The organism is Elongatibacter sediminis (assembly GCF_037892215.1).
In the GTDB taxonomy this organism is placed as follows: Bacteria; Pseudomonadota; Gammaproteobacteria; order Xanthomonadales; family SZUA-36; genus Elongatibacter; species Elongatibacter sediminis.
Map to the genome: position 1 here is coordinate 214,693 of NZ_JAZHOG010000002.1, position 19,294 is coordinate 233,986.

At 64.4% G+C, this 19,294-nt stretch carries 14 protein-coding genes; 4 read left to right on the forward strand and 10 right to left on the reverse strand.

The window, feature by feature from the left end; translation table 11 throughout:
* Positions 1–171 precede the first annotated feature (171 nt).
* Positions 172–561, reverse strand: a complete 390-nt coding sequence (locus tag V3330_RS03715; RefSeq protein ID WP_354694049.1) for a hypothetical protein — start codon at positions 559–561, stop codon at positions 172–174.
* Between the two features lie 161 nt (positions 562–722).
* Here V3330_RS03715 and V3330_RS03720 point away from each other — a divergent pair, with 161 nt between their 5' ends.
* Positions 723–3,983 carry a WD40/YVTN/BNR-like repeat-containing protein gene (locus tag V3330_RS03720; RefSeq protein WP_354694050.1) on the forward strand — a complete coding sequence of 1,087 codons (3,261 nt, stop codon included), beginning with the start codon at positions 723–725 and terminating at the stop codon, positions 3,981–3,983.
* Positions 3,984–3,994: 11 nt separating this feature from the next.
* Positions 3,995–5,743 (forward strand): bifunctional isocitrate dehydrogenase kinase/phosphatase, encoded by a 1,749-nt coding sequence (aceK, locus tag V3330_RS03725; RefSeq protein ID WP_354694051.1) that lies wholly within the window; start codon positions 3,995–3,997, stop codon positions 5,741–5,743.
* Positions 5,744–5,748: 5 nt separating this feature from the next.
* Here the strand turns inward: aceK and V3330_RS03730 are convergent, their stop codons facing one another.
* The 9 genes from V3330_RS03730 to V3330_RS03770 all read right to left on the reverse strand — a co-directional run bounded on the left by V3330_RS03730 (position 5,749) and on the right by V3330_RS03770 (position 17,027).
* Positions 5,749–6,651 carry a haloalkane dehalogenase gene (locus tag V3330_RS03730; protein WP_354694052.1) on the reverse strand — a complete coding sequence of 301 codons (903 nt, stop codon included), beginning with the start codon at positions 6,649–6,651 and terminating at the stop codon, positions 5,749–5,751.
* On the reverse strand, positions 6,626–7,291 hold the full coding sequence (gene msrQ / locus V3330_RS03735; protein ID WP_354694053.1) for a protein-methionine-sulfoxide reductase heme-binding subunit MsrQ: 666 nt from the start codon (positions 7,289–7,291) through the stop codon (positions 6,626–6,628). The genes V3330_RS03730 and msrQ overlap by 26 nt, the downstream gene beginning before the upstream one ends.
* Positions 7,292–7,309: 18 nt before the next feature.
* Positions 7,310–8,227, reverse strand: a complete 918-nt coding sequence (gene msrP / locus V3330_RS03740) for a protein-methionine-sulfoxide reductase catalytic subunit MsrP (RefSeq protein ID WP_354694054.1) — start codon at positions 8,225–8,227, stop codon at positions 7,310–7,312.
* 109 nt (positions 8,228–8,336) lie between these two features.
* Positions 8,337–10,415, reverse strand: a complete 2,079-nt coding sequence (locus V3330_RS03745) for a M3 family metallopeptidase (protein ID WP_354694055.1) — start codon at positions 10,413–10,415, stop codon at positions 8,337–8,339.
* 200 nt (positions 10,416–10,615) lie between these two features.
* A complete protein-coding gene (locus V3330_RS03750) occupies positions 10,616–12,589 on the reverse strand; it encodes a vanadium-dependent haloperoxidase (RefSeq protein WP_354694056.1) in 1,974 nt (657 codons plus the stop codon).
* A gap of 12 nt (positions 12,590–12,601) precedes the next feature.
* Positions 12,602–14,413, reverse strand: coding sequence for a patatin-like phospholipase family protein (locus V3330_RS03755; RefSeq protein WP_354694057.1), 1,812 nt, complete (start codon positions 14,411–14,413; stop codon positions 12,602–12,604).
* Positions 14,414–14,438: 25 nt separating this feature from the next.
* Complete coding sequence (devC, locus tag V3330_RS03760) at positions 14,439–15,587, reverse strand: ABC transporter permease DevC (RefSeq protein ID WP_354694058.1); 1,149 nt, start codon at positions 15,585–15,587, stop codon at positions 14,439–14,441.
* Between the two features lie 13 nt (positions 15,588–15,600).
* Positions 15,601–16,542: an efflux RND transporter periplasmic adaptor subunit gene (locus V3330_RS03765; protein ID WP_354694059.1), complete on the reverse strand. Its 942-nt coding sequence runs from the start codon at positions 16,540–16,542 to the stop codon at positions 15,601–15,603.
* An 89-nt stretch (positions 16,543–16,631) separates the two neighbouring features.
* Positions 16,632–17,027, reverse strand: coding sequence for a DUF2784 domain-containing protein (locus V3330_RS03770; protein WP_354694060.1), 396 nt, complete (start codon positions 17,025–17,027; stop codon positions 16,632–16,634).
* A gap of 155 nt (positions 17,028–17,182) precedes the next feature.
* Between V3330_RS03770 and V3330_RS03775 the strand changes: the two genes are divergently transcribed.
* Entirely contained in the window at positions 17,183–17,521 is a 339-nt protein-coding gene (locus V3330_RS03775) for a DUF4212 domain-containing protein (RefSeq protein WP_435791381.1), read from the forward strand.
* On the forward strand, positions 17,518–19,275 hold the full coding sequence (locus V3330_RS03780; RefSeq protein ID WP_354694061.1) for a sodium:solute symporter family protein: 1,758 nt from the start codon (positions 17,518–17,520) through the stop codon (positions 19,273–19,275). Before V3330_RS03775 ends, V3330_RS03780 begins: the two co-directional genes overlap by 4 nt.
* The last annotated feature ends 19 nt before the right edge of the window (positions 19,276–19,294 follow it).

The window sequence follows — 19,294 nt, forward strand, 5'->3', positions numbered from 1 at the left end:
ACAGGCCCATGCGGCCCGTCAATGGGCCGAATTGTGTGGCATGAGGAGACGGACGGGGACCCCGTCACAAACCGTGCCGCTACCGGCACGGCCCGCTACCTGGGCCAGCCTGCCATCTGCCGCGGGCGAACCGGACCCGAAAAGGTCCGGGTTTCGCAGCCGCAGATCGGCTTATTCTTCCGCTTCCGCCTGCTGTGCCTTGTAGGTGCGCACGGCTTCGTTAAAACGGGCGGCGACACGCTCTTCCATGTCCACCGTGTAGTTGAAAGATGAAACCAGGGCCTGTTTGTTGCCCGGCGTCAACTCTCCGGCCGATTCAGCTTCCTGCAGGCATTCGCGATAGGACGCGACTTCAGCCTGAAACGTCGCCACGTCCTCCTTGGCGGCCAGCAGCGCATCGTAATCGGCATCCGGCGGAATGGCGTCCGGCGAGGCCGGCAACACGCACTTCTGCGCGGCATCCGGCAGCACCACTTCGTAGTCCTCTTCAGCGGCATCCTGAGCCCACGCAGAGGTGGCGAAAAGGGTGCCCAACAGCAAAATTCCGGTGTACTTGAACATTCAACTTCCTCCTTCGGGAGTCGCGATTATAGCGGAATCGACCGTGCTTGAAAGACCGCGCCCGCCCCCCTTGGTTCAACCACCAGCCGTGTCTTCAGGCAGTTGACTTTGTCCATGCGGCCATGGAAGCCTAGCCGCCTCGAATTCATCAGGAGTTCACAATGCCCCGTTTTCACCTCCGGTTGCTCCGGCGCGCCCTGACGGCCTTTCCCTTGTTTCTGTTGCCTCTTGGCGCGCTCGGCGCCCTGGATTCAGACCTGCTGAGCGGGCTTGAAGCGCGGGCCTTGGGTCCGGCCGCCGTCAGCGGACGGGTCACGGCCATAGACGCGGTACACGACAACCCGAATCACATCGTGATCGGTACCGCCTCGGGAGGTGTCTGGATTTCGCAAAACGGCGGGCTCAACTGGTCCCCCGTGTTCGACGACCAGCCGTACGCGTCGATCGGCGCCGTTGCGATCAACCAGCGCAATCCCGACATCATCTGGGTCGGGACCGGCGAGGGAAATGTGCGCAACAGCGTGTCCATCGGCGGCGGCATGTTCAAGTCCGTCGACGGCGGCCGAACGTGGCAGCGAGCCGGCCTGGAAGGTACCGAGCGCATCAATCGCATCGCCCTGCACCCGGAAAATCCGCAGATAGCCTATGCCGCCGCGCTCGGCACCCTGTGGGGCGAGAACAGCGAGCGGGGGATCTTCAAAACCCGGGATGGCGGCGCCACCTGGGAGCGCATACTGCACGCGGACGAGAAAACCGGTGGCACGGATGTGAAGCTCGATCCGTTCAATCCGGAAAAGGTCTACGCCAGCCTGTGGCAGCACCGCCGCTGGCCGTACCGGTTCGAGTCCGGAGGACCCGGTTCGGGCCTGTACATCTCGTGGGACGGAGGCCGCAACTGGAGCCGCAAGACCGTTGACGACGGACTGCCGGAAGGCGACCTCGGTCGTATCACGTTCGCCCCCTCCCCGGCCCGCCCGGGCCGGATCTACGCGCTGGTCGAAGCCGCCAAAAGCGCCCTGGTCCGGTCGGACGACGGCGGTGAATCCTGGATCCGGGTCAACGAAAGCCACGACATCATGAGCCGGCCTTTCTACTACACCGAAATCGCCGCGGACCCGGAAAACCCGGAGCGGGTTTACAACATTTTCGAGAACCTGGGGATTTCCATCGACGGCGGCAGGACCTTCGAGAACAACGCCCGGGTCGTGTGCTGCGCGCCGGGCAACACCATCCACATCGATAACCACGCCCTGTGGATCAATCCCGGGGACGCCAACCACCTGATTCTCGGTAATGATGGCGGTCTCGCCATCACCCGGGACCAGGGAGAAACCTGGCGTTTCGTGCGCAACCTGCCCCTGTCCCAGTTCTATCACGTGGCGGTGGATGACGAAGATCCCTACCACATTTACGGCGGCCTCCAGGACAACGGATCGTGGCGGGGTCCGTCGGAGGTGTGGGAAAACGGCGGAATCCGCAATCTGCACTGGCAGGAAGTCAGTTTCGGCGACGGCTTCGACACCCGCCCCGACCCGGAAAACCCGCGCCAGGGCTATGCCATGTTCCAGGGCGGAATGCTCGCGCGCTGGAATCTCGATACCGGGGAACTGCGGCTGATCCGCCCGAACCCGCCTGCCGACGGCACGGAACTGCGATTCAACTGGAACGCCGCGCTGGCGCAGGTTCCCTTCGACTCCGCGACGATCTATTACGGCAGCCAGTTTGTTCACAAATCCACCGACCGGGGCGCGTCCTGGCAAATCATCAGCCCTGACCTGACGTCGAACGATCCTGATTTGCAGACGTTCCGCGACAGCGGCGGCCTGACCCCCGACGTGACCGCGGCGGAAAATTACACCACCCTGGTTGCCATCGCGCCCAGTCCGCTCGAACGCGGCACCCTGTGGACCGGTTCCGACGACGGCCGGGTCCACGTGACCCGGGACGGGGGGGAGACCTGGGTTCGAATCGACCAGCGGGCACGCGGTTTCGAGCCCGGGGCCTGGGTGCCGATGATCACCCCGTCGCCGCATGATGCCGGAACGGCGTTCGTGGTGTTTGACGACCACCGCCGCTCCGACATGCAACCCCACGTGTTCCGCGTGGAGGATTACGGCCGGCGCTGGACCAGCCTGGTCACGCCCGAACTGCGCGGCTACGCGCTGTCGATCCTGCAGGACCCGGTGGACCCCGAATTGCTGTTCGTCGGCACCGAACTCGGTCTGTTCGTGTCTACCGACGGCGGATCGGGCTGGACCCCGTTCCGCAGCGGGGTACCCACCGTTTCGGTCATGGACATGGCCATCCAGAGACGCGAAAGCGACCTGGTGCTGGGAACCCACGGGCGCTCGATTTTCGTGATCGACGACTACAGCGCGTTGCGCGGGCTGGATTCCGGCGACTTCAAGCAGCGGCTGGCGATACTGTCGACCACGCCCGGGCAGGAGTACATTTCACGGCAAACGCCTTCCACCCGCTTCACCGGATCGGGTGAGTTTCGTGCGCCCAACGAACCGTACGGCGTGCTCGTGACCTTCCTGGCCAGTGGCAACGACCTGCCCCACCCCGATCCGGACGCTGAACGCCAGCGCAAATCCGCGCGCAGGGCCAGCACCGACGCTGTCGACGAGAGCGACACACCCCCCCGCGTTCAGGTCCGGGTCACCGACGCCGATGGTACGGTTGTCCGGCGTTTCACACGGCCCGTGCACCAGGGCCTGAATCGCCTGAACTGGGACCTGAGCCACGATGGAGTGCGTCCCATGCCCGGGCCCAATCCGCCGGAACCCGATGCCGACCTGCCTTCCGGACCCGACGTGCCGCCAGGCACCTACCGGCTGACCCTGAGCCTGGAGGCGGCCGACGGCGAAACCGCAGAATCCACTGCGGATGTCACCGTGGTACCCGATCCGCGGCACGGATACGACGCCGCGGCACGGGAGGCGAACTATCGCGCGAGGCTCGCCCTGCAGGAACTCGAGGAAACCGCGGTGACCGCGGTTGAGCGCATCGTCCGGGCGGGCGAGGATCTGGATACGGTGAAACGCCTGATTCGCCGGCATCCGGATGCGGAAAGCGAACGCCTCGCGTCGCTGGAGGAACGGGCCGGCGAATTGCAGGGCCGACTGGACGAATTGGAGAAACGTTTCCGGGTCCCACCGCAAACACGCGGCAACGTGTATGACGATGACCGGGTCGTCAATCGCATCGGCACCGCGCAATTCTATGTGGGCAGCACCCTGGACGCACCGGCGCCCGCCTCACAGGATTATGTCGAACTGGCACGGCAGACACTGGACGATGGCCTGTCCCGGCTGAACGCGTTGCTGGGCGGTGAAATCACCGACTTCCGCTCGGAGGTCGAGTCCGCGGGCATCGCCCTGCTGTCGGCGGCACAACCCGTCGCCGCGGGCGGTGGCTGAGCGCGACGCCGGTGGGCATCGTCGAAGGTGTCGCCCAGGCCATCCTGGACGGTTTCGACCGTCATTACCAGGTGTTCCGCCGGCACTGCGTGGAAGCCCGGCTGCATTTTGAAGCGGCGGACTGGAAAGCCGCCCTTCAGGGCCAAACCGAACGCATCCTCAGTTACGATCGGCGGGTCAACGAAACTGTCGACCTGCTCAACGAGCGGTACCCGGCGGCCCGGCACAACGAAAACCTGTGGCCCACCATCAAGCGGCAGTTCATCGGCCTGCTGCTGGATCATCTGCAGCCGGAATGCGCCGAGACCTTTTACAACTCGGTGGCCTGCCGCGTGCTGCACCGGCGCTACTACCGCAACGACTACATTTTCTGGCGCCCGACCCTCAACACCGAACACCTCGCGGGCAGCGATGCCACCTACCGGGTCTATTATCCCGAGGCCGACGGGCTGCGCCGCAGCCTGCTCGGCGTCCTGTCCGGATTTGGCCTGAACAATCGATTCGAAGATCTGAAACGGGATCTGCGGCTGCTCGAACGCGCTCTCCACAATAAACACGGCAGCGACTGGCGGCCGGCCCCCAACCACCAGTTTCAGGTGCTGGCGACGCTGTTCTTCCGCAACAAGGCCGCTTACATCGTGGGGCGTGAAATCGACGGCGACCGGGTGAGCCCGATGATCATCCCCCTGCTGCAGGACGAGCGGGGCCGGATTTTCGTGGACTGCCTGCTGACCCGGGCACGCGACGTATCCGTTCTGTTCAGTTTCTCCCGGGCCTATTTCATGGTGGACATGGAGGTGCCCTCGGCCTACGTATCGTTTCTGCTGTCCATCATGCCCACCAAGTCCCGCATCGACCTGTATGCCATGCTGGGCCTGCAGAAGCTGGCCAAGACGCTGTTCTACCGCGAACTGCATCATCACCTGGCGCATTCACGCGACAACTTCGTCACCGCCCCCGGCATTCGGGGCACGGTCATGCTGGTGTTCACGCTGCCCTCGTTTCCCTTCGTGTTCAAAATCATCCGGGACCGTTTCGATCCGCCGAAGAAGATGACGCGCGACCAGGTGCGGGAGAAGTACCTGCTGGTGAAGTTCCACGACCGTGTGGGCCGCATGGCCGACACACTGGAATATTCCAACGTCGCGATCCCGCTGGACCGGGTGGACCCCGACCTGATGCGGGAATTACATGCCCTGGCGAAGTCATCGATCGAGATCGACGGCACCAACCTGGTGATTCGGCATGTGTACATCGAACGCCGGATGACGCCGCTGAACGACTATCTCGCCACCGCCCGGCCCAAACACCGCCGCGCCGCCATCCTGGATTTCGGCCAGGCCATTCGGGATCTGGCCGGCGCCAATATCTTTCCCGGCGACATGATGCACAAGAACTTCGGCGTGACCCGCCACCGGCGGGTGGTGTTCTACGATTACGACGAAATCTGCTACATGACCGAGTGCCGGTTTCGGCGCATCCCGCCCGCGGCGGACCCGGCTGACGACCTGCTCGCCGAACCGTGGTTTTCCGTGGAGGAAAATGACGTGTTTCCAGAGACTTTCGGCACCTTCTTCTTCCCCGATCCGGAAGCTCGCGACGTGTTTTACGAACGCCACAGCGCGCTGGTTACCCCGGAATTCTGGGACCGGACCCGGCGCAACATCATCGAGGGCGGCCAGGCGGATGTGTTTCCCTATCCGGAGCGCCGGCGGTTCCGGCGCGACGCCGGCGGCGCCGGCAGATCGCGGGACGCCTGAGCGATTCAGCCGGCCCGGATCCAGTCGATGACGGCCCGCGCCCAGGCCGGACCGTTCTCTTCCTGGATGAAATGCCGGCCGGCCAGGGTGCAGTGCGGTTGTCCGGCAGCCCCGGGCACGAGTTTCCTGAACGGGGCGTCGGCGCCGCCGGTGATCGGGTCCGCGTCGGAAAAACACAGCAACATCGGTGTTTCCAAACGCGTCAGCACCTGCCAGGCGCGGCGCTGATCCGCGGCGGCCGGATCGTCCGGGGTCACCGGCACCAGCATCGGAAACTGACGTGCGCCGGCCTTGTAGGAATCGTCCGGAAACGGTGCGCGGTAGGCCTCCTTTTCCGCGTCGCTCAGGTCACCGCGGTCGAACAGGTTGACGATGTAAGCGATGTCGAAATCAGGATCCTGCTGACTGAAATCCCGCCAGCGCAGGAAGGCTTCACTGAAGGCATGATCCCCTGTTGGCAAACCGGTGTTGGACAATGATACCCGCGCGAAGCGCTGTGGGTGCTCGGCGAGCAGGCGCAGACCGATCATCCCGCCCCAGTCCTGTCCCAGCAGGGTCACCGGCCCCGGATCGACGGCCGCCAGCCAGTCGGCCATCCAGCGTACGTGCGAGGCGTAGGAATAGTCTTCACGCGCCGCCGGCTTGTCGCTGCGGCCAAATCCCACCAGGTCCGGTGCCAGAACCCGGAAGCCGGCCTCGACGAATATCGGAATCATCTTGCGGTAGAGGTAGCACCAGGTGGGTTCGCCATGCAGACACAAGATGGTTTCGCCATCCGCCGGACCCTCATCGAGGTAGTGCACGCGCAGCGAACCCAGGCGCGGATCCTCGATTTCCCGGTAATGAGGTTCGAACGGGAATTCCGGCAGATTCGAAAACCGGCTATCCGGGGTGCGCAGTACGGGCATGGTCGGTGGTCTCCTCGGACGGGTTACGCGGGGTCCGGCGCCGGCGGCGCCAGGCGGACACGGCCCGAAAACCCAGCAGGGCGAACAGGATCAGGCCGTAGATCACGGGTTCGAGAATATCCTGTTTGACCTGCCAGTAGAAATGCCACACGCCGAGAATGCCCACCACGTAGACCAGCCGGTGCAGCTGCGTCCAGCGCCGGCCCAGCCGGCGCATCATGCCCTGGGTGGAGGTGACAGCCAGCGGCAGCAGCAGCAGCAGACCGGCGATTCCGATGGTGATGTACGGCCGTTCCACGATGTCCTCGACGATCATGGACCAGGCGAAGCCCTGGTCGAGCCACGCGTAGACCGTGAAATGCAGCACGAGGTAAAAGAACGCGAACAGCCCCAGCATGCGCCGGAACCGGATCAGGGCATTGATTCGTGTCAGCCGGCGCAACGGTGTCACGGCCAGGGTGATCAGCAGGAGGTTCAGCCCCCAGATCCCGCAGCGATGCAGCAGTTCCTCGATGGGGTTGGCGCCCAGGCTCGTTCCCGCCACACCGAAGGTTTCCGCGGCGAGTTTGCCCAGTGGCAGCAGGCACAGCAGGAAAACCACCGGCTTCAGGCGCCGGACCGCGCGCGGTGACAGATTCATGTCGGAAGGGTCCGCGGGTCAGAAATTGCGGCGCAGATCCAGGCCGCTATACAGCGAAGCCACCTGCTCGGCATAACCGTTGAACATCAGCGTCGGTTGCTTGCTCGCGAACAGACCGGCGCCGATGCGCCGCTCGCGAGCCTGACTCCACCGGGGGTGGTCGACCTCGGGATTGACGTTGGCGTAAAAGCCATATTCGTTCGGCGCGGCGATTTCCCAACTGGTGCGCGGCCGGCGGCTCGTGAACTCGATTTCCACGATGGACTTGATGCCCTTGAAGCCATACTTCCACGGCACCACCAGCCGCAGCGGCGCGCCATTCTGGTTGGGCAGCGACTTGCCGTAGATGCCGACCACCATCAGGGTCAGCGGGTGCATCGCCTCGGCGATGGTCAGGCCCTCGACGTAAGGCCAGTCCAGAATTCGCCGGCGCTGCCCCGGCATCTGTTGGGGATCGAGCAGGGTCTTGAAGCGCACGAATTTGGCCTGGCTGTTCGGCTCGAACCGCTTGAGCAGGTCGCCCAGCGGAAACCCGACCCAGGGCACGACCATCGACCAGGCCTCGACGCAGCGGTGCCGGTACACGCGATCTTCGAGCGTATGCGGTGCGATGATGTCCTCGTAGTCATAGCTTCCGGGACGCTCACACTCACCGGACACGGTCACCGACCAGGGCCGGGTCGCGAAGTCCTGGGCATTTCGATACGGGTCTTCCTTGCCGGTTCCGAACTCGTAGAAATTGTTGTAGGTCGTGACGTCCTCCCAACTGTTCGGGGCCTCGTCGGTGCTGAATGGACCCGGCACCGTTTCGAGGTCGCGCACCGCCGCCGCTGCCGGCAAGGCGGTAGCCGCTGCCGCGCCACCCGCGGCCGCCAGGAAACGGCGCCGGTTCAGATAAACGTTTTCGGGCGTGATCCCGGAAGATGGAATTTTCATCGCTTTGGCCTTCGATTCTTCGGTTGCATTGAGTCTACAGGCCCAGAAGACCGCTTTTCCAACCGTCCGATTGCAGGCACCGCCACCACGGGGCGGCGCCTGCCGGGTGTTACTCGGTCACGGTCGCCGGCAAACCCGCCCTGCTCAAGCGCTCCGCGTAGGGCTTGAAGCTGATTTCGCGACCCAGGAAGTCCGTGACGAGATCTGCCGCCGGCCTGGAGCCACCCTGGCTGAGGATGGCGTCGCGGTAATCGCCAGCGGTTTCCACGTTGCGCAGACCTTCCTGCTCGAATCGGGTGAACATGTCCGACGCGATGGCCAACGACCACTGGTAGGTGTAGTAGATCGCGGAGTAGCCGTTCAGGTGGCCGAAGGACGCGTAGAAATGATCCTGTTCCAGCGGTTCGAAAGGCGTGTAGTGGCGCACGATTTCGTCGGAAAATTCCTTCAGGTCCAGTCCCTGCGGGTCGCGGTTGTAGATCCCCAGGGACAGGGCCGCGAAAGACAACTGGCGGCGGGTTCCCAGCCCCAGTCCGAAATCCCGCGCAGCTTCCATGCGCTCCAGCAGATCCCGGGGGATGGGCTCGCCGTCGGCATTGTGCGCGAACGGGGCAATGGTGTCGTAATCCCACACCCATTCCTGCAGCATCTGCGAGGGCGCTTCGACGAAATCCCACTCGGTATTGATGCCGGTGATTTCGTACCAGGCGTGATCACCGGCGAACAGATTGTGGATCAGGTGACCGAATTCGTGCAGGAAGGTCTGCACCTGCGAATGCTGCATCAGGCCTTCGCCGACCGGGAAATTACACACCAGGCTGGCCACGGGAACCTGTTCGCCGCTGATTCCGATCTGGATCGGAAACACCGCCGCGTGCTGGTACTTGCCTTCGCGCGGGTGCATGTCCAGGAAAAACCGCCCGACCAGACGTTCGCCGTCCCACAACTCATAAGCCTCCACTTCCTCGCTCCAGGCGGACGCATCCCACGGGCGGAATTCAACCTGGAAGAGGTCCTGGACCAGTTGCAAAATGCCGTCGCGCGTAGCGGAGTAGTTGAAGTACTGGCGGATTTCCTTGGAATCGACCTGGAACTGTTCCGACTTGATCTTTTCCATCAGGTAGGCGCGCTGCCAGGGCTCGACGCGCTCGGCATCCGGCTGATCCTGGCGCAGGCGCGCCAGCAGCATCTCGTACTCACGCTGTTGCGGCTCCGTGGTGTAACCGGCCAACTCTTCGAGGAAGCCCTCGACCCGCTGTGGCGAGCCGACCATCTTGTCCGCGGTTACCCATTGTGCGTAGTTGTCATAACCGAGCAGGGTCGCGAATTCGTGGCGCAGGGTCAGCAGGCGCTGCAGCACTGCTTCGTTATCAGGGTATGCGCGGGTGCTGTACAGCACCGAGAGCTGACGCCGCAGCTCGTCGTCTTCGGCATAGCTCATGAACGGAAACAGGTCCGGATACTGGGTGGTGATGCGAATTTTTCCGTCCTCACCCGGCGGATGCGCATCGATGTAGTCCTGGGGCAGGCCCGCAAGCTGGTCGGTCGACTCCAGTTCCAGCACGTTCACTGCTTCCAGGATATTGCGGTCGAACTCCTGCCCGGCGGCGGTGATTTCCTCGTTCAATTCACGAATCCGCGCGCGGGTCGCGTCGTCGCGATCCACGCCGGCCAGGCGAAAGTTCTGCCGCATTTTTTCGACGAAGCGCTGGCTGTCCGCATCGAGACCGGCGGTATCCACCCGGCTGATCCGGTCGTAGATGGGGCGCGACAGCGAATAATCCGAAAGAACGCCGCTCATGTCCTGATTGCAGGCATCGCCCGCGCCCCGAACATCCTTGTCCGGATGGACGGCCGCCAACAATCCCGCCGCCAGCACCATGTTGTAGGCATTGACCATGACGCTGTTCAACGGCTCCAGGTAATTTTCGGCATCCGGCTCGGCGGAAAACGATTCCAGCGCCGTGATACCGGAACGCAGCGCTTCGATCTCAGCTTCGCAGGCCGCTTCCAGCGACTCGGCAGTGCCCAGTTCATCGAGGTTCTGCAACCGGTAATCCACGGGCAGGGACGGGGCCGGCTCCGCGGTTTCGGCCACGGGTATCGTGGTGTCCTGATCGTCCCGCGGACCGCAGGCAACCAGCAGCAAAAGCGCTGCCGCAAACAGACAGATACTGGATTTGTTCATGCGTGATTCCTTTGTTTTCAATCCGGTGATACGAGCCGGTCGACAGGCGCGAAAGGATACCAAAACGAGACGGTAGTGCCCGTTTGTCGTCATCGTGATGCCGCGAACGGGACGCCGGGCAGGACAGGGCGAAGGCGCGGTGGAACGACAACCCGGTGTTCAGTAGCTGCTAGCCGTCCGGCGGCGGCCGGGTCGCCGGCTCAGCGATGGACGCGCCGATTGGCGCCCGGCGATCCCGTGCGACCATTGCCCCGGAGCGTCGCCCGGCCGTTGAAATGGCGTAGCGCGAGCGCAACGGCCTGCTCACCGATCGCCGCCCCCATGAGCCGGCCCGGAATGTCGTCGGCCGTGGGATGGATGCCACCGTAAATGCGTGACAGGCTGCATTCGTCGGCCGCATCGTAATAGGAGGCCCATTGCAAGGTGACATCCACGCTCGGGCCGTTCTCGAAGACGAGAAATTCGTTGCGCGGCGCATGAAATTCTCCCAGGCCACCCGGGAAATAGGGTGAGCCGGTCAATCGGGTCAGTACGTGCGCGGCGGCACGGCTGTACGTGCTGTGGCCGGACACGTAACCGGCGAACGGCGGTGTGACGAAGGACGGGCGTTGATAAGGCCACCAGTTTTCGCAACGAATCCAGCCAACACCGGCGGTATCGGTTTCCGGGTCCTGAATGTAGTCCGGGCCGCGCCAGGCACGCAGTGCGATTTTGCCGATGTGCTGGCCGGAATCGCCCGCCAGGTGCGCGTGGCGTCCTCCCGGTGCGGCCGACTCCGCACTGATCACCTCGATGGAACCCGGTTGCAGGGGAATGCCGTCCGGGTGATACGACGGACCCTGAGGATCCAAGGACTGGCCGTTGTCGCACATGAAGCGGATCGCGGAGATGGGCCGGATATAGTCGTACCAGCCCTTCACTCCCCAGGACGCAACCGCGACGTCGTGCATCGCCCCGCCCAGCGCGAGATAGGTCAGAACGTCCCATTCCAGCGCACCCAGCGGCCGCCCCCTGCCCTCGACGCGACGCTCCAGCCCGGGATGGTCGGAGACGAAATTGGCGATTGTGAACCAGTGGCCGGGAGGGGTTTCCGAATCCGGGCCATCGGCCCAGAATTCCGCCAGAACGCGGTAGTAATCCCCGGCGGGCACCCACTGCGGCGCATACGGCTGACCGGTCACGGGATTACGCTCCCAGCCACTGCCGTCATTGGTTCCCAGGGTATTGTTACCGCGGGACGCCGGGCTGATGTCGATCATTTCGCCGTCGGTGGGGTCGAGCAAACCGCTCCACAGGGCGACCTGGGTAAAGCCGGCCTTGTAGTCGGCGTCGCCCTCGCCACCCAGGTACGGCGGTGGGCCGGGGTCGTGGTAAACCCACCACTCGTGCCCGCCGCGCTCGTAAATCGTCAGATCCGCCGGGGTCAGGGAAAACGGAGTGACGGCGCCCCACTCGGGGCTGAGGAATTCGGGTTCACCGGTGGGCAGCGGCCGCCCCGCCTGATCGATGAAGAAGTCCAGCGCGAGCGGTTGCCAGCGGTTCGGATCATTGATGTTGGGATTGCCCGGCAGCACCGGCAGCAAGGGGCGATTCGCCGGCTGGTAGTAGCGGTTGCCATATCCGTCGAGTTCGTTGGCGCCATCGGTGAGGCCAAGCTCGATCAGTACTTCGGCGATGCGATTGCCCAACGCGGCGGGCGAGTCGCCCTCGGTCGACGTGAAATCCGGGTCGTAACCCAATTCCACCATCAGGTCGACGAACGACTGCAGCGAATCCGCAGCGCCGGGCGATTGCGCGAAACGCCAGGTCAGCAACCGGAATGCGGCGTAGCTGATGGTTTCCTCTCGCGCCGCCTCATTCCGTCCCGGGTTCATCGATGCGTTGGTTATTACACCTTGCGCCCTCGGGTCGTAAGCCGCCCAGGCATCCCACATGGCCACCGAGAGATGATAGAGATTGCGGGCATGCACCGTCGGTCGCGCAAAGTCGTTGCGTATGGCCTCGAGCAACGCTTCGTTCCACAGGCGCGCAACCGAATGTTCCGCCGAATCCGCCGGTTCCGCCGCCCGGCTCGTTGCCGGCACCACCAGGCCCACCAACACCAAGGCCATCAGGCCCAGGAAAAGGGACGGCCGAATGGCCGTATAGCGAAACCGCAGAATCAATTCGCGCATGCCCGAATTATGTCACGGACTCTCGGGCCCGGACCAGTCTTCGAGAGCCTGGCGGGCACACACGTAACCGGCCTCCACGATCTGGTCGAATGCCCGCACCCGGGTCAGGGCAAACCGCTTGACGTCAGGGCGCAACAGCAGGCTGGCACGTTGTCCCTGTTCCTCGACATTGCGCAAAGTGGCGAGTTCCGTGGACTTGAGCATGACCGTGATCAGCGCGGGTACGCGATGCCGCGGTGCGAACGGCACCAGCCGGCCCATCAGGACCGACCACGGACTCGGCGTTTCCGCATATTCGACACGCCGTTGCTGATGCTCGGCCAGGCTGACCGCGATCACCCGCCCGACCGGTTGTTGCCACATCAGATCGACCGGCAGACTGTTGAGCACCGACCCGTCCACCGACAAGCGGCCGTCGACCACCGTAGGCGGGAAGATGCCCGGCATCGAAGCACTGGCCCGGAGGGCCCGCGCCAGGTTTCCCGCACGGTGCAGATTTCGGCCGCCATCATCGAGGCGGCTGGAAAGACACAGGAACGGCAGCGGCAGGTCCTCGATTTCCCAATCCGCGCTGCGGTTGAGCAGCCTGCGCATGCGGCGCCCGGACAGCAGTGACATGACCGGTACGGTGTAATCACTGAACGGCTTGCCCTTGACGAAGGCCGCCCGAATCGCGTTGATGGCGTTCTGCGGCCCCCAGTCGAACGCGATGGTTGCACCCATGATGGCGCCAATACTGGTTCCCGCCACCCAGTCCACCGCCACACCCGCCTCGCTCAGCGCCCGGTAGACGCCCAGATGCGCGAAGCCGCGTGAGGCGCCGGCCCCAAGTACCAGGCCGGTTGCCTTGCCTGTGAGAACCCGGCCCACCCGCTCGATATCGCCGGCGTTACCGGATCGAACATGCAGGTGGAATTCGAGACCCCTCCCCCGGTACCAGGACGCCGTTCCGCGAATCGAATCCTCCGAAGCCCCTTGCAGCAGCACCAGCATCCGGCGCAACAGGGAACCGTTTTCGTGAAGTCCCAGCGTCCGTTCCCATTCCGCCGGACGCGGGTCGTCGTCGGCATCACCGACCAGCACCACCAGGTCGGATTGCCGGATCGCGAAACGGGCCCATTCCGTCTCGCCCGGCTCGGCCAGAAAAACCAGCATTCCACCGCGCTCCTCGAGCGCATGCACCCACCCGGTCATGCCTTCCGGCGCCGGCTGCCGGCCATCAGGCCAGTCCTGCGGGGCACCCAGAGAGGCCAGCTCATCACGCCGGACCGGGCAAGCACCCGCTTCGGCCTTCAGCCGCCGCATGAGCGCGCCGCAGAATTCCCGAATCCGGTCGCCACTCCCCAGCGGCAACAGGGTGATGGCGCCCAGGTTGCGGGTGGATCCCAATTGGGACTTGTCCGGCTGGGCCACCAGCGACGCCGCCCGGCTGGCCAGCCTCAAACCGAGTTCGGGCCGTTTGCCGGCCCACTGCTCGAAGGTGGTGCGCGACACGCGCAGCAACAGGCTGTCGCGGCTCGCGCGGATTCCCGCGGTGCGGGGCGCGCCGGTCAGAAGGGCGATTTCGCCGACGCTTTCGCCGGGCGCCACGCCCCCGATCAGGCGGGGCGAATCCAGCGGGCCGAGGTGATCGCGTTCCGCCCAGACCTGCAAGCGACCCCGCACCAGCAGGTACAGCGCATCGCCGGCATCGCCGTGGTGAAACAGCCATTCGCCGCCGTCGAGACGCACCTGCTCGAGCGAGCCGGTCAGTTGCGCCTGCTGTTCCGGCGGCAACCCGAAATACTGGTACACCAGGTTTTCGATCCGTGATTCCGACTGCATCTGCCGCTCCGGTCCGCCGTCCCGCTCAGAACACGTCCGCGGGGTCGAGCCGGCGCACCTTGCGCATCGCCAGAAGACTCGAAAGCGCACACATCGCCAGGGTCATCGCGAACACCGTCACCGAGCGGTCCAGGGTCAGGTGCAGCGGCAGATTCGTCGCGGCGGCCGCTTTGCCGTACAACCACCAGACCACGGCCACGCCGGGCAGAAAACCCAGTACGGCCAGGATCCCCGCCTGCTGCAGCACGATGCCCGAAACGAATCGGTTGGTGTATCCGATCGCACGCAGGGTCGCGTATTCATTGAGGTGCTCGCTGACATCCGCGAACAGGATCTGGTAGACGATGATAGATCCCACAACGAAGCCCATGATGGCTCCAAACGCGAAGATGTAGCCGATGGGTGTGGCCCCGTTCCAGTAGTCCGTCTCACGCTGTACGAAATCAGCCTTGGTCATCACCAGCACATCGTCGGGCAGGTAGGCGCGCAGGCGGTCGCGAACGGCGACGGGATCCGCCCCCTCCTCGAGCCGCACCAGGCCGAGCTGTATCTCGTCACGCGGGCGTTCCGGAAACAGGCGCAGCCAGTTGTCGTCGCTGGTGATGATGCTGCCGTCGATGCCGAACGAGGTTCCCATCTCGAACAACCCGACCACCCGAACCTCACGATCGTTGACCTCGGTGACCAGGCTTTCCCCGCGGCCGAGCGCGTCGGCCACCGGACCGAATTCGGGACGGGAATTGGCGTCAAAAAGGAGCACGTCCTGCCGGCTCAGCAACGGGCGGGATTCCTCGAACCCGGGTGTGACCAGAAGCGGATCATCCGGATCGAAACCAATCGCGGTGATGCTGCGACGGTCATTGTTCCAGGGGTTTTTCCAGACCGCGGGAAAAATGTACACCGGCGTCACCGCGCGCACGTCGGTCATGCCCAGTGACTGGTACAGGCGCCGGATCGAAAACGGTTGCGGACGAACGATGAATACGCTGTCGGGACTGAACAGGGCGATGTCGTAGTCGAATCGCTCGTGGTAACGGGTCGCACTGTCGAACAGCGCGGCCCGGAAGCCCAACTGCATCAGAATCAGAAGAACCGCAAAGCCGATGCCGCACAGCGCGACCACCAGCCGCATGGGGCGGTGGCGCAATTGCAGCCAGCCGATGGGGACCCTCATGCCACCCGGGCACTCATGGCTGGAACACCACCTCAACCTGCAGATAGGTCAGCCCCGCCGCCGCAGCCGGGTCGTCTAGCCGCACTTCGACCTCGATGATGCGGGCGTCCTTGCGCGCGGCCGGATCGGTGCCGATCTCATCCTGTTTTTCGACTTTGCCGTGGATCGACTCCACGGTTCCGGTCAGCGGTTCCGCGAGCGCGTCGCTGCGCACCTCGGCTCGCTGCCCCACCCGGACCCGGCCGATATCGGTCTCGTACACTTCGGCGATCGCGAACATGTGGTTCACCCGGCCCAACTCCAGGACACCGTGCTGCGCCGCCATCTCTCCGGGCCAGGCCATGATGCCGAGTATGCGGCCGGCGGCCGGCGCGCGGACGTGGGACCGCTCCAGTTCGGTCCGTCTCCGTTCGACCCGGGCTTCGGCCACGGCGGTCTCCGCATCCGCGGCGTGCACTTCGGTGCGGGCGGCAGCGCAGGAGGCGGCGAGCGCTTCCGCCTGCCCGGCGGCCGACTCGGCCTCTTCCTCGCCGGCCACGCCCTTTTCCAGCAGGGCGGCGCGGCGTTCCGCCTCGCGTTCGGCGACGCGCGCCTGCACACAGGTTTCTTCTGCCCGGCTGCGGGCGGACTCGGCCCGGCGCAACGCCAGGCGATACTCGGCCTCGGCTTCGTTGACGAGCGCTTCTTCGATTTCTGCCGTTTCCATCACGGCCAGCAACTGGCCGACCTCGACGTCATCGCCCGGCGCGACCAGCAAGCGGGAAACGACTGATCCGGAGATGGACAAGGGCGTTAGCGGCGCGGCGACGCGCAGGACGCCGTTCTGCGGCTCCAGCCGGCCCAGTGCCGAAACACGGGCGCCCGGTTCGACCGGTTGGGCCAGGGCCGGGCCTGCCAGGGTGCACAACAGGACCGCCATACGGGCCAGCGGACTCAGTGACGTTTTGGACATCATGAAAAGCGGCTCCGTTGGGGCGTATGAATTTTCGCGTGCACGAAATCCGGTGCCGGTGCGCACGTCGGAGGACTGCACGGGTGGGTACTTTACCGCATGCGGGTTTGAAACGGCCAGCAGCCATGCCGGCGCCGGTGCCACAACACGGCGCCATACACGACCATATTGATGACCAGCACAGTCAGGCCGAGCACATAACCCATTTCGACGCTCCAATTTTCGGGATAGACCAGTGGCTGAACGTAGTGCTGGATGAACCCTTCCGAATACGTCGCGTCGCCGGCGCGGGCACGCAGCGCCTGCTCCAGCGGTGTCAACGGACACACGGAACCGGGCAGTTCGACGTACACCCCCCACGCGACCGCAGGAACGTGCAGCCACACGACCCGGCTCCAGCGTAGCACCAGCAGTCCGCCAAACACGACGAAACCGATAAACGCCAGGTGAACGACGACCAACAGGTCGGCCATCAGACCCGAGAGCATGCGCGCCCTCCCCACGCGTCGCGAATCCGCCGCTCCATTTCCCGCATTCGCGATTCCACGCTAGACTCCGTAGCCACGCCATTCACCCGACCAGCATAACCGAGCCCAGGGAGAGATCGCAGCGTATGTCCGTCAGCCCAACGCCCAGTAATGACATGGAGCCCGGTGAACCGCCGCCCGGTGACCGATTGGCCAACCCGGCATCCGATCCGGAAAACTCAGCCAATGACGATCGGTACTGGAAAGCCAATTTGAAACTGGTCGGCTGGTGCCTGGCAATCTGGTTCGCCGTCTCCTACGGCTGCGGCATACTGCTCGCGGACTACCTGAACCGGTTCCAGCTGTTCGGATTCAAGTTGGGCTTCTGGTTCGCGCAGCAGGGCTCGATCTACGTCTTCCTGGTGCTGATTTTCTTCTATGCGTCACGCATGAACGCGCTGGATCGCCGATTCGGAGCCTCCCGCAATGACAGGGACGAGGAATCCCGCCCGTGAGCCTGCAAACCCTGACCTACATCGTCGTCGGCCTGAGCTTCGCGCTGTACATCGGGATCGCACTGGCCTCCAGGGCCCTGTCCACGGGCGACTTCTACGTGGCCGGCAAACACGTGCATCCCGTCGCCAACGGCATGGCCACCGCGGCGGACTGGATGTCGGCCGCCTCGTTCATTTCCATGGCCGGCCTGATCGCTTTTCAGGGTTACGGCGGATCGGTGTACCTGATGGGCTGGACCGGGGGCTATGTTCTGCTGGCGCTCCTGCTCGCTCCCTACCTGCGCCAGTACGGCAAGTTCACCGTTCCGGAGTTCATCGGCGATCGTTATTACTCGAAAGCGGCCCGCAGCGTCGCCGTGATCTGCCTGATCTTCATTTCATTCACCTACGTCGCCGGGCAAATGCGCGGCGTGGGCATCGTGTTCTCCCGTTTCCTGGAAGTGGAGGTGCACATCGGTTTGATGATCGGCATGGGCATCGTGTTCGTGTACGCCGTGCTGGGCGGCATGAAAGGCATCACGTACACCCAGGTGGCCCAGTATTGCGTGCTGATTTTCGCGTACACCGTTCCGGCGGTCTTCATCGCGCTGCAGATGACCGGTAATCCCGTTCCGCAACTGGGCCTGGGCGACAATCTGGCGGGCGAGTCCACCCCGCTGCTGCACAAACTCGATGCGATCGTGACCGACCTCGGGTTTCACGCCTTCACCGAGGGCACCCGCAGCACCACGGACATGTTCATGATCACCCTGGCGCTGATGGTGGGCACCGCCGGACTGCCACACGTCATCGTGCGCTTTTTCACGGTGCCCCGCATGGCGGACGCCCGGCGGTCGGCCGGCTATGCGCTGCTGTTCATCGCCCTGCTGTACACCACGGCGCCGGCGGTCGGCGCGATGGCGCGGCTGAACCTGATCGACACCATCCAGCCGGGGGCCATCGGCACGGCCGAGGGCAATCTCGCCTACGCGGACCGGCCGCGGTGGTTCCGGACCTGGGAGGAAACCGGGTTGCTGGGCTTCACCGATCGTAATGGCGACGGTCGCATTCAGTACTACAACGACGCCAACCCCGGGTTCGAGGAGCGGGCGGAGTCCTACGGCTGGGCCGGCAACGAACTGGACGTGGATCCCGACATCATGGTGCTGGCGAATCCTGAAATCGCCCGCCTGCCGAACTGGGTGATCGCGTTGGTGGCGGCGGGCGGCATCGCCGCGGCACTGTCCACCGCGGCGGGCCTGCTGCTGGTCATTTCCTCATCCATTTCGCACGACCTGCTCAAAGGGATCCTGATGCCCGGCATCACCGACAAGGATGAATTGCGGGCCGGCCGGGTAGCCGCCGCGATCGCCATCCTGATCGCCGGGTATCTCGGTTACGATCCGCCGGGTTTCGTCGCCCAGGTGGTGGCCTTCGCGTTTGGCCTGGCGGCGGCTTCGCTGTTCCCCGCCATCCTGATGGGAATCTTCAGCACGCGAATCAACAAGGCCGGCGCGATCGCCGGCATGCTCACCGGGCTGATTTTCACCTTTGCCTACATCATCGTCTTCAAGGGCGTGTTCTTCGAACCTCTGCGGGACAATGTCCCGTCCAACTGGCTGTTCGGGATTTCACCGGAGGGCATCGGCGTCGTCGGCATGCTGCTGAACTTCGCGGTGGCTGGCGTGGTCAGTCGGCTTGGCGAAAAACCGCCCGCCGAGGTGCGGCAACTGGTCCGCTCGATTCGCGTCCCCTGGTCGGTCGGCAATTCCTGATGGCCGTCCCCGCCGGCCC

Coding starts and splice junctions, on each gene's coding strand:
- V3330_RS03715 (WP_354694049.1), bottom strand. CDS start 561: ATGTTCAAGTACACCGGAATTTTGCTGTTGGGCACCCTTTTCGCCACC.
- V3330_RS03720 (WP_354694050.1), top strand. CDS start 723: ATGCCCCGTTTTCACCTCCGGTTGCTCCGGCGCGCCCTGACGGCCTTT.
- V3330_RS03730 (WP_354694052.1), bottom strand. CDS start 6,651: ATGCCCGTACTGCGCACCCCGGATAGCCGGTTTTCGAATCTGCCGGAA.
- msrQ (WP_354694053.1), bottom strand. CDS start 7,291: ATGAATCTGTCACCGCGCGCGGTCCGGCGCCTGAAGCCGGTGGTTTTC.
- msrP (WP_354694054.1), bottom strand. CDS start 8,227: ATGAAAATTCCATCTTCCGGGATCACGCCCGAAAACGTTTATCTGAAC.
- V3330_RS03745 (WP_354694055.1), bottom strand. CDS start 10,415: ATGAACAAATCCAGTATCTGTCTGTTTGCGGCAGCGCTTTTGCTGCTG.
- V3330_RS03750 (WP_354694056.1), bottom strand. CDS start 12,589: ATGCGCGAATTGATTCTGCGGTTTCGCTATACGGCCATTCGGCCGTCC.
- V3330_RS03755 (WP_354694057.1), bottom strand. CDS start 14,413: ATGCAGTCGGAATCACGGATCGAAAACCTGGTGTACCAGTATTTCGGG.
- devC (WP_354694058.1), bottom strand. CDS start 15,587: ATGAGGGTCCCCATCGGCTGGCTGCAATTGCGCCACCGCCCCATGCGG.
- V3330_RS03765 (WP_354694059.1), bottom strand. CDS start 16,542: ATGATGTCCAAAACGTCACTGAGTCCGCTGGCCCGTATGGCGGTCCTG.
- V3330_RS03770 (WP_354694060.1), bottom strand. CDS start 17,027: ATGCTCTCGGGTCTGATGGCCGACCTGTTGGTCGTCGTTCACCTGGCG.
- V3330_RS03775 (WP_435791381.1), top strand. CDS start 17,183: ATGGAGCCCGGTGAACCGCCGCCCGGTGACCGATTGGCCAACCCGGCA.